Annotated in this window: 9 protein-coding genes; 2 read left to right on the top strand and 7 right to left on the bottom strand. The window is 59.3% G+C overall.

Translation table 11 applies throughout. The annotated features are described in order from the left end of the window. Window positions 1-7: 7 nt before the first annotated feature. Window positions 8-961, top strand: coding sequence for an ornithine cyclodeaminase family protein (locus KF827_RS06630; protein ID WP_291002254.1), 954 nt, complete (start codon window positions 8-10; stop codon window positions 959-961). Beyond that, window positions 958-2,199: an FAD-dependent oxidoreductase gene (locus tag KF827_RS06625; RefSeq protein WP_291002251.1), complete on the top strand. Its 1,242-nt coding sequence runs from the start codon at window positions 958-960 to the stop codon at window positions 2,197-2,199. Before KF827_RS06630 ends, KF827_RS06625 begins: the two co-directional genes overlap by 4 nt. A gap of 188 nt (window positions 2,200-2,387) precedes the next feature. On the opposite strand, the gene KF827_RS06620 is transcribed toward KF827_RS06625, so the two are convergent. From KF827_RS06620 to KF827_RS06590, 7 genes are read right to left on the bottom strand one after another with little or no spacing between them, the layout of a single operon-like run. After that, entirely contained in the window at window positions 2,388-3,209 is an 822-nt protein-coding gene (locus KF827_RS06620; RefSeq protein WP_291002248.1) for an SDR family oxidoreductase, read from the bottom strand. A 27-nt stretch (window positions 3,210-3,236) separates the two neighbouring features. After that, the gene (locus KF827_RS06615) at window positions 3,237-4,553 is read right to left on the bottom strand and encodes an amino acid deaminase (protein ID WP_291002244.1); all 1,317 of its coding nucleotides are present in this window, start codon (window positions 4,551-4,553) and stop codon (window positions 3,237-3,239) included. An 8-nt stretch (window positions 4,554-4,561) separates the two neighbouring features. After that, window positions 4,562-6,802, bottom strand: a complete 2,241-nt coding sequence (locus tag KF827_RS06610) for a LamG domain-containing protein (RefSeq protein WP_291002242.1) — start codon at window positions 6,800-6,802, stop codon at window positions 4,562-4,564. 4 nt (window positions 6,803-6,806) lie between these two features. Continuing rightward, window positions 6,807-7,145, bottom strand: coding sequence for a hypothetical protein (locus KF827_RS06605; protein WP_291002239.1), 339 nt, complete (start codon window positions 7,143-7,145; stop codon window positions 6,807-6,809). Window positions 7,146-7,199: 54 nt separating this feature from the next. After that, window positions 7,200-8,792: an ABC transporter substrate-binding protein gene (locus tag KF827_RS06600; protein ID WP_291002236.1), complete on the bottom strand. Its 1,593-nt coding sequence runs from the start codon at window positions 8,790-8,792 to the stop codon at window positions 7,200-7,202. 26 nt (window positions 8,793-8,818) lie between these two features. Continuing rightward, window positions 8,819-9,814 (bottom strand): ABC transporter ATP-binding protein, encoded by a 996-nt coding sequence (locus KF827_RS06595; protein ID WP_291002233.1) that lies wholly within the window; start codon window positions 9,812-9,814, stop codon window positions 8,819-8,821. After that, window positions 9,811-10,791 carry an ABC transporter ATP-binding protein gene (locus tag KF827_RS06590; protein WP_291002225.1) on the bottom strand — a complete coding sequence of 327 codons (981 nt, stop codon included), beginning with the start codon at window positions 10,789-10,791 and terminating at the stop codon, window positions 9,811-9,813. The genes KF827_RS06595 and KF827_RS06590 overlap by 4 nt, the downstream gene beginning before the upstream one ends. Window positions 10,792-10,793: the final 2 nt, after the last annotated feature.

Below are 10,793 nucleotides of genomic sequence, written 5' to 3'. Positions count from 1 at the left end.
TGAAAGCGTGAAGGTTATTTCGGCGGCAGAAATTCGGCAGAGTCTCGATTGGATTTCCACAATCCAGGTGCTCGAACAGGCCTTCATACAGGACAGCAGGATGCCCACCAGGCACCATCATGTGATGGCCGATGGGCCGGAGCCGCCTGTGCATCTGCTGATGCCGGCCTGGATTCCGAATAAATATCTTGGCGTGAAGGCAGTGAATGTGTTTCCCGCCAATGCAAAAATCGGCAAGCCTGCCGTTTCAGGTGTGTATCTGCTGTTTTCGGGCGAAACCGGAGAGACGCTGGCAATTCTTGAGGGGGGAGAATTGACGGCGCGGCGCACAGCGGCAGCTTCTGCGTTGGCCGCGCGATACCTGGCACGCCAGGATGCCAGCAGGCTTTTGATCGTCGGCACCGGCCGCCTGTCCAGGCAATTGGCTTTCGCGCATTCTGCTGTGCGTCCGATCAAATCCGTCTCGGTTTGGGGCAGAACGCCGGAAAAGGCCGAGCAGGCGGCGCGAGAGATGCGCCAGGCTGGGCTACAGGCCCGCGCCGTTACCGATCTGGAGGCAGCGGTGGGCGCTGCGGATATCGTGAGCTGTGCCACGCTGAGCACGCGGCCGCTGGTGCGGGGCGCCTGGCTGAAGCCCGGCACGCATCTCGATCTGGTGGGTGGTTTCACGCCGTCCATGCGCGAGACCGATGACGACGCGATACGCTGCTGCGAAATCTTCGTAGACACGCGCGCAGGCGCCACCAAGGAAGCCGGCGACATCGTGGTGCCGCTGCAAACCTCGGTTCTGTCGGCAGACGGCATTCGCGCCGACTTGTTCGATCTCACCCGCCGGGTTCATCCGGGGCGAACCAGCGATAGTCAGATCACGCTTTTCAAGTCGGTGGGTGTGGCGATCGAGGATCTGGCCGCAGCCTCGCTGGTCTATGAAAAATCCGTGGATTGCAGGGCCATCGCTTGAAAACCACGGATGTCGCCATCATCGGTGGCGGTATCATCGGCATGGCCTGTGCGCTGGCATTGCAGCGTGCCGGACGCCGGGTAACGCTGGTCGATGCCGGAGAGGCCGGGCGCGGATGCTCGTATGGCAATGCCGGCTTGATCGCGGTTGATCACATTCTGCCGCTGGCGCGGCCCGATGTGCTGATGAGCGCGCCGGGCATGTTGGCCAATCCGCTCGGCCCCTTGCATCTGCGGTTGCCCGCGTTGCCCGCGTTGTTGCCCTGGCTGCTGCGCTTCGCACTGGCATCGCGGCCAGGCCAAGTCAGAAAAAGTACGGACATCCTGGCAAGGCTGTTACGCGAGGCCGTGCCGGCTTGGTGGAATCTGGCCAAGGATGCGGCGGCGTCCGGGGTGTTTCGGAATCAGGGCTATATCACGCTCTTCGAAACCGCCAAGTCCGCTCAAGCTGCCGAAAAGGAAAACCGGTTGTTGCAGCAATACGACATCCGGTTCGACACGCTCTCCGGGCTCGATATCCGTGCAATCTGCCCCAGTCTAAAGCCTGGTATGCATTCCGGGCGGTTTCATCCCGATGCGATCTACACTGCCGATCCCTTCGCATTGCTGCAAAGCCTGCAACGCAGCTTCATAAGCGAAGGCGGCGTTGTAATAGAAGGGCGGCAGGTGCTGCAGATTCAAATCGAATCAGGCATTGCTGTCGGCCTGCAGATGCAGGATGCCGCGCTCAGAGCAGAAACCATCGTGCTGGCGGCGGGGAACGCTTCTGCTAGCCTGCTGCGGCCGTTGGGCGTGGCTGTACCGCTCACCAGCGAGCGCGGCTATCATGTGATGGTTGAGAGCGATCAAGCCCCGCTGAATATTCCGCTGCTGTTTGCCGAACGTGGTTTCGTGGCCACGCCAATGGCAACGGGCTTGCGGCTGGCTGGCACGGTAGAGCTTGGGGCGAAGGCGCCGAACTGGCAGCGTGCCGATATTCTGCGCCGCCATGCCGAGCAGCTTTTCGGGCTGCCCGGATTGGTGGAACAATCGCGCTGGTTCGGCGACCGGCCGACATTGCCGGATTATCTGCCGGTGATCGGGCCGATGCCGGGCCATGGAAACGTGATCCTGGCATTCGGCCACCAGCATCTGGGTCTGACATTGGCAGCGATCACCGCCGCCCTGGTCTGCGACCTGGCGACCGGGCAGGCGCCGCGCCTGGATATTTCCGCATTATCGCTGAGCCGCTTTTCTTGATCCGCACGGCTCGCGGTTTTATCGGTGATCCTCAAAAGTGGCACCGACGATTGAGGCCAATCGGCAGGTATCTATTTTCGTGGTGAGGCCTTTGCACTCCGGATAGATGATTTCGGCCTCACACACAGGAAAATTTTGTTCTGCCTAAGATTGGCGACATCAGGCAATCCGGTTAGAGCTTCCGCCACTCAGCTGCGGTTGCCCCCCATCTTTTGGCGGCGATCCTGAAGGTTCTTCCAGCCAACCGAAGTATTCACTTTGACGTGTTCGCGCAATGCCTCGATGTCGGTGCCCATTTTCCGCACCGCCGCGCCGCGTTCCGGCGGCAGATAGACTTCGTCAGGGCGGGTTTTGAGCGCCTCCAGAATAGCTGCGGCAACGTCATCAGGCATCATCGGCTTGCCAGCAAAGGCCAAAGCCAGTGCATCGTCATTGGCCTCCTTCTCAAGCATGGGCGTTTCCGTCGCCCCGGGATAGACCAGGGTGAAGTTGACAGGACCGTCGCGCTCTTCGATTGCCAAAGCCACATGGAAAGCACGTAACGCATGCTTGGCCGCAGCGTAGCTTGCCAGACCTGGATACGGAATGAAGGCTACCATGCTGGCGACCGTTACAAGATGGCCAAAGCCCTGTTTTTTCATCCGGGGCAAAGCATTCATCATGCCATTGATGGCGCCCAGGCAGTTCGTCTCGATGGTCTGCCGATGTGCAGAAACCGGTACGTCCCGAGCCCAACCGGTGTGGACGATGCCCGCGTTGTTGATGAGAACATCAATGCGGCCTTCCTTGTCCCAAACGTGGTTCAGGACGGATTCCCAACTGCTTTCCCGGGTGATGTCGAGTTGCACAGCCCACGCTTGAGGCCCGAGCTGCTTTGCAGTCTCGTGGCCCTTGGCCAAATCGATGTCGGCGATAACGACGCGGTAGCCCGCGGCCACAGCCAGCTTAGCCGTCGAGGCGCCGATGCCACCTGCAGCACCGGTAATCATAACTACTTTGCTCTGGTTCATCTTACTTTCCATGATGCTTCGCCGTTCTCAGAAGTAGGTTCTGATTGTGTCCGTCACCTGATAGGCGCTATCGACGAGATGGAGGATGCGCCACTTGTCGAATGTCAGGCATGGATGGGAAATGCCAAACCCCAGCAGGTCGCCAACCTGAAGCGGTGAATCATTAGGAATGCGCAGATGGCAGTGCTGGTCATTCAGTTTTTCGACAGCAAGACCTTCCGGGGCCGGCTGCGGTGTTTTGTGGACACCAGGCCGGAACCATTTGAGGGCGATCGGCGGGTCGTCATAGGACACGTCGCGCTTGCCCATGGAGATGATGGCTTTTGCAGGCTCCGACCTCGACTGCACGGCCGCCCAGACCTCAAGCGCGGGCTGCAACTCGCCAATGGCAGCAACGCCGGGGTCGCGGCGGGCCAAAGCATCGCGCGCACGCACATACATGTGGGAATCATGGGTGATGTAGCATCCGGAACGGATAATCACCCGGGTTGGACGGGTCAGGCGAACTTTTTTAAGCGCCGTGGCAACCAGGTCGAAGTAGGACGAACCGCCCGCGGACAGAAGTACCTCCGGCCGGCCATACAAGTTCTCGGTATCAACCAGTTCAGCCAAGCGCCCCATGCCTGAGAGCAATGCCTCGATTTGGGCAATCACCTCGGGAGTGCCGTCATTCCTGAGCAGACCTTCAAAGCCTTCGATACCAGCCAGGCAAAGGGCATCTGCGTTTTCCGCAACTGCCCGTGCAACCTCGACGGCTTCTTCAACGGTCCTGCTGCCAGTCCTGCCGCCTTGGTAGCCCAACTCCACTAAAACATTCAGGGGGCGGGAAAGCCCGATGTCACGAATAGCAGCGGCGAGGGCGGCAACGTTCGACTTGTTGTCTACTAGGCAGAAGAATTCGATGTTCGGTTTTGTCTTGAGACCCATCAAGACATCCCGAATGCTTCCGGCGCCGACCAACTGGTTGGCCATGAAAATGCGAGTGAAGCCAGCCTGGACAGCCACGGTGAAGTGCTGGGAGGTGGAAACGGTGATGGCCCAAGCACCATCGGCTATCTGCAAGTCGAACAGTGCCGGAGCCAGGGTTGTTTTGCCATGGGGTGCAATGTCGACCCCAGCCTGGCTCAGAAATTTTCTCATCCAGGCGCTGTTGCTACGCAATGCTTCTTCCCGCAATACAGCCACGGGCAGAGGCAGATCCCCCTTCAAGAGATTCCAGTTTTGCGCGGCAACCTGGTCGAGCGGTACGGCGCGTTCCACCAAAGGGACGCCTTTTTCAATCGAGGTGAGCGGCGCTTCCCAGTCGCGTGATTTGTAAAAGGCCTTTGAATTGCTCTTGGTCATGGCGTCTCTCAAATCGGAGCCGGGTCAAGGAAGCGTGACAGCACGTTCTTGGTAATCCGCGCGACGTTGTTGTCGTATCCCTTATGGGATAGGGCGCAGCACCAGGCGATCGATCCGACCGAAAACACAGCGCCGCCGTCTGCCGTTGGAGTCAAGACGATATCCGCCCGCGAGATGTTGCTTTCCTCGCCGGAAAAGCCGCGATACAGCACGGGCAGTTCCTCGGGGGCCGGAATGCCGCCCGCGCCAGTGTTGTCGGCGGTCGCCAGAATCATGGCTTGCGGTGCAGTGCCCAAATCCCGGTCGGCGCGGTCAATTTCAAGTGCGGCGGCACCGCCCGCCCGCAGGCCGAAATTTCCAATCACTTCGTCTTCGGCCAGCCCGTTCATCACGAATGCTGCCCGAGGGAGATAGCTGTCTGGCAATCGCCGGTAAGAGGCGCCACGGTCGAAGACTTGCGCCGAGAACCCGACACCCGTCAGGCGCTGCGGAGCGCGTCCGGATGAACGCCACAGGCCGCTGGGTTCGCCGGTGAAAGACAGGCATTCTTCGCCGGCTTCGGCTTCCCAGCTGCGCAAGCCAGTGATGCCGCGTCGCATCTCGATGAGGCCGGAAATCGTGGGGTGGAAGGCAATCCGCCAGTAGAAGCCATTCCCGCCGAGATACATGTGGCGGCCACCGCTGGCCTGGTAGGTTTGCAATCCGTCCAGCATGTTCTTCGAGGTGTATTCCGGGTGCGTCATGGTCAGGACGACGCGATATGGCTTCAGCAGATCGGCACCTCCGCGGTCCAGATCCTCGTCCGTGATCACGTCATAAGCAAAGCCTTCTTCCTCAAGCCAGTCGAGAAGATGCGTATCGTTCACGTAGTTGAAGGTGTATCCGCCGGGCCGCTGGTTGAGAATCGGTCGGCGCGCGGAGGAATAGCAAACACCGCTATAATCCTTGTGTGTGTCGTAGAACGATGCACCAAGCTCGCGATGCTTATGGGCATAGACATCGTCCTGCGACAGCACGATCAAACCGTCAGCCATCACTTCGAAATGAATCTGGTCAATTCGGGAGTGATTGTTGGCGTAGGAGATGTAGGTCGCCGTGGGAGCAATGACCAGGATGTCTGCGGTCTTCTCACCACGCGGAGGGCGGACAAAGAACGGGATATGGCTTTCGGTCTTGACGCCATCATGGTCGGCGGTCAGTTCCAGCGTGTAGAAGCCTGAACGGATGCCATCCGGCACTTTCCAGCTCTGCGCTTCAGGCCATGCCGCATCATCAATGTCGTCGTCATGGAAATGGATTGCGCCATATTCCTCCGGCGCAGCCGTCCAGTTAGTGCGCGTGCCGGTCCAGTTCGCGCCGGTGGCAGCGCGCATTGGCGTCCGCCGCACGCTACCATGCAAGCCATTCTTAGAACGGTCTGAAATCAGGTCGCTGGAGATATCCCGGCTGAAATCCCAGGCACCGATCAGGCTCGGGTCGCTTAAGTCCGGCGCGACGGCATCTACGATTGAACGCATCTCTGCGCCGTTTAGCGCCTGTCCATACAGTCGAGGGCGGTCAATTTTGCCATTGAAGTGATGGCCGGTGCGGGAATATGGGGCTGATTTTCCTGTGAGTTCCGCCGCGAAGGTGAGCGGAGTGGCGGTGTTCAGCACAGGCGAGACGGTTGAACGCGCTGAAAGACTGACATGCTGAGCCCGGCCTCCATCGCGTTCCAGGCTTTCGGCGGACAGCGTGATGGTGCCTTCCGTGGCGGAGAAGCTGGCATGCACAAACAGCCATTCCCGGATCAGAACCGGTTGCGATGCGGTAATTGTCGAACTGCCTGCTTCGTCCGAGACAGCGAAAGAGAGACAGCCGTCAGAATTGATGAAGAGGCGCCATCCTTTGCCCGTGGCTGCATCCTTGCGTGCAAACACCACCTGATCGCCGCCTGTCAGAATGGTCGGCCAGATCCAGGCGCCGATGCTGAAATCTTGCAAACCCGTGAGAAGCTTGGCGTCCGGGATTTCACCGAAACTTCCGGTATGTATAGGATATGAGGCGAGTGGAATTTCCCCATCGAGCGGTGATGGCTGATGGTAGACCTTGATGCCAGGTCCACGCGGGTCCGCGTCGGCACACCGAATTCTGACAATGCGTGCAGAGGCACTTTTCAGGACTTCGCTGGACAGATGGAACTGTACGTCTTCGCCAGGCGCCACGGACCAGGGCGATGCATAGCCGATAACTTTCGTGGAGTCTTTCATGTGACTAGTCCATCTCGACTGGCAGGGCATTCCCTGTCAGGGCTTCCCAACGAATGCGAAAGACATGCCATTCGGCATCGTTCAGCGAAGTAAATGTTGTCTCGGGGTAAGTCCGGATTTCACCAAAGCGCTCGTCCGGGAGCCGTGCAAGCATCCACCGGACGCCGGGCTCAACCGTAACCACACACCAACGACCGCCAGCGCCGGACCAACGCATACGATGAATGACGCGTCGCAGCTCGGGGCTGTGCGGGCCCTTCGGCGCATGACGGAATTCACGGGCAAGATCGAGCCTGGTGGGATCGATCTCAAAATGCGCGGTATCTTGACTGGTTCTCAACATGACTAACGTCTCCGGGATGGCCGGTCCGGAGTATCCCCCGGACCGGCCTGCCGATTAAGTGCGACGAACGTTCCAGAACACGGGGAAGGTATCGACGATACCTTCCAGATTGCTCCGATATGCCGTCGGGAAGTAGAAGAGACCCAACGGAATGAAGGGCACTTCCTTCAGGCAGATTTCCTGCAGCTTCACGCCAATCTTGTGCTGTTCTTCGACCGAGGTCGCTTCCAGCCAGGCGGCGCGGAGCTGCTCGATTTCCGGAATGTTCGGCCAGCCGTCGAACGCCGAAGCGCCGGAACGTAGGTAGGTGTGGGCGGCGGTGTTGAAGGTACCAGCACCGGCAACGAAATTGGCAAAGATGTGATAGCCACCAGAAGCGGCGTCGCCTTTGTTTTTCATGCGCGCCGAGATGGTTGCCCAATCCTGGACCTGATGGTCGACGTTCATGCCAATTTTACGCAGCATATCGGCTGCCACTTCGCCGAACGCCCCGATAACCGGGAAATCCGCCGTCGACATGAGCACAATCTTCTCGCCGTTATACCCTGCGGCACGGAGCTCCTTCTTGAGAGCTTCGTAATCCTTCTTCGCGGTGAAAGTAGAGAGCCCGTTATCGCTGGCCAGCGCGGATTTCGGATGGAAGAAACCCTGGGGAACGGACCAGCGGGATTTGTCCTCACCCATGGCCGCCAGCATGTAGTTGGTCTGGTCGACAGCCTTGAGAACGATCTCCCGGATGGCGCGGTTGTTGAACGGTGCCTGCAGGAAGTTCATACGTAGCAGGCCAATATTGCCGCTGGTATCCTTGATCCCGACCTTGACGTCTTTGCCCTTGAAGATGGGCAGCAGGTCCGGGGTCGGCGCCTCCCACCAGTCAACCTCACCGGCCTGAAGGGCGGCGGCAGCGGTCGCCGGGTCAGGAATGGTATGCCATTCGATGCGGTCGAAATGGGCAATCTTGCCACCCGCCAGATTGTCGGCAGGCTCAGAACGCGGCACATAATCTGCGAACTTCTCATAGACGTTCAGCGAGCCAGGAATCCGTTTATCCATGGCATAGCGGTACGGGCCAGAGCCGATGATTTCGGCAACCGGGGTATTCGGGTCGGTCTTTGCCAACCGCTCCGGCATGATGCCAGTCGAGAAGGACGCCATCTTCCCCAGCAGATCCGGGAGGATGGGGAAGGGCTTGGACAGCTTGAAGACGATGGTTTTGTCGTCGGGCGCCGACAATTCAGTCAACACGGCAGCCAGGGCGGCGGCAAAGCCATCCTTGGTCATCCAGCGCTTCAGGCTGGCGACCACGTCAGCACCCCGGACGGGGCTGCCGTCGTGGAACTTCAGACCGTCACGGAGAACAAGAGTCCAGGTCCGGCCGTCTGCAGAGGCTTCGCCGGATTTCACCATCTGCGGCTTTGGTATGTTCTTGCTGTCGACACCGTACAAGGTGTCGTAGACCAGCATGGCGTGATTACGGGTGACGTAGGCGGGTGTGCCGTGCGGGTCAAGTACGGCAAGGTCGGCCTGCGGCACGAATTTCAGGACTTTGGCACCCTGTGCGTTGGCCTTGATGCTCACACCGGACACCATCATGGCGCCGACAGCGGCGGTTCCGCCGACCAGGAAATCTCTACGCTTGATGTACATCCTAACTCTCCCTTTTTGTTGAACGTTTAAGCGTCGGTGGCCTGAGCCACGGGCAATAGATGGCATGCGGCCTGTTGATTTCCGCTGATGGTCTGCAGGAGCGGAATTTCCTGGACACAGCGGTCAGCCGCCAACGGGCAGCGTGTTCGGAATGTGCAGCCGGAAGGAGGATTGAACGGAGACGGCAACTCGCCCGTCAGGATGGTGCGTTCCCGCCTCGCAGTGGGATCAACCATGGGAACCGCTGACAGCAGCGCGCGCGTGTAGGGATGCTGCGGCGTATCGAACAGCTCGCTTCGTGTTCCAATCTCGACGATGCGCCCCAGATACATGACGGCGACGCGATCTGTTATATGGTCGACGATTGCGAGGTCGTGGCTGATGAACAACAGGGCCAGACCCAACTCATTCCGCAAGTCTGCCAGCAGATTGACGATTTGGGCTTTGACCGAAACATCCAGCGCCGAGACGGCTTCATCGCAAATGATGAGTTCTGGATTGGGCGCCAGGGCGCGCGCAATGCCGATGCGTTGCCTCTGACCGCCGGAAAACTCGTGCGGGAAACGGTCTGCCGAGTCCTTGGGCAGGCGGACCAGGTCAATCAGACGGGCGACCTGTGCATCAAGCTCCTGCCTGGTCTTGGTTATCCCAAAATTGCGCAGTGGTTCGCCGATGATGTCGAGCACCCGCATCCTCGGATCGAGGCTGGAATACGGGTCTTGGAACACCACCTGGACCTTGCGATGCCACAATTGACCGATCTTGTACTCAGGGCTGTCGATGGGTTTGCCATTGAGCAGAATTTCGCCCTCTGTTGCGGGGTGAAGGCCCGCAATGGCTTTGCCGACAGTCGATTTGCCGCAACCCGACTCACCGACCAGAGAAAGCGTTTCCCCGCGGGCAATGTCGAAGCTGACATCCTGCACGGCCTTGACGGAGCGCTTGCCCCAGCCGAGCAGACCGCCGCCAAGGTCATAGTGTTTCGCCAGGCGGCGAACGCTCAAAAGCGGGGCATCGGTCATGTCTGCACCCTCGCTATTTCTGAGAGGTGACAGGCTGCCCAATGGCCGGAAGCCTTCTCGGTCAGGGCAGGCTCGAGGGTCCGGCAGACATCACCTGCATAGGTGCAGCGGTTGGCGAATGCGCAGCCCTGAAGTTTTTTCCGTAAATCAGGCACCAGGCCGGGTATTTCCGCCAGACGACCGCGTTGGGCGGCACCAATGCGCGGAACGGCGGATAGAAGGCCTTGCGTGTAGGGATGCTGTGGATTGGCGAGCAAAGTGGAGGTTTTGGCCTCCTCGATCTTGCGCCCGGCATACATGACGGCGACGCGGTCGGTCGATTCAGCGACCACGCCCAAATCGTGCGTAATCAGAATGATTGCAGTTCCCTGCTCGCGCTGGATCTGACGCAACAGGTCGAGGATTTGCGCCTGGATGGTCACGTCGAGTGCAGTTGTCGGCTCGTCGGCGATCAGTAGCTTAGGCCTGCATGCCAGGGCCAGCGCTATCATGATGCGCTGGCGCATGCCCCCTGATAGTTGATGGGGGTATTCCTGGAGCCTGCGTGTAGGGTCTGGAATGCCGACGAGATCGAGCATTTCCAGCGCACGGCGCTTCTGCTCAGCTCTGGAAACATGCTGATGCAGAGCGATGGTTTCCTGAATCTGGAAGCCAACTGTAAGCACAGGGTTCAGGCTGGTCATCGGCTCCTGGAAAATCATACCGATTTCGTTACCGCGAACCTGTTCCATTTCCCGCTCGGTGAGACCGAGAAGATCACGGCCATCAAAGGTGATGCGGCCAGCGCTTTTCGCCATACCTTGCGGAAGCAGGCGCATAATCGACATGGAGGTAACGGATTTGCCGCAGCCGGATTCTCCGACGATGGCCAGGGTTTCTCCAGCCTCGACGTGAAAAGAGACGCCGTTCACAGCCCGGTTCACGCCCCGGCTGGTGCGGAAATGTGTTTGCAGGTTCTCGACTTCAAGCAGAGCCATGA

The organism is Ferrovibrio sp., from assembly GCF_019636075.1.
Lineage (GTDB): Bacteria > Pseudomonadota > Alphaproteobacteria > Ferrovibrionales > Ferrovibrionaceae > Ferrovibrio.
This window is presented reverse-complemented; position numbering and strand designations above follow the sequence as displayed.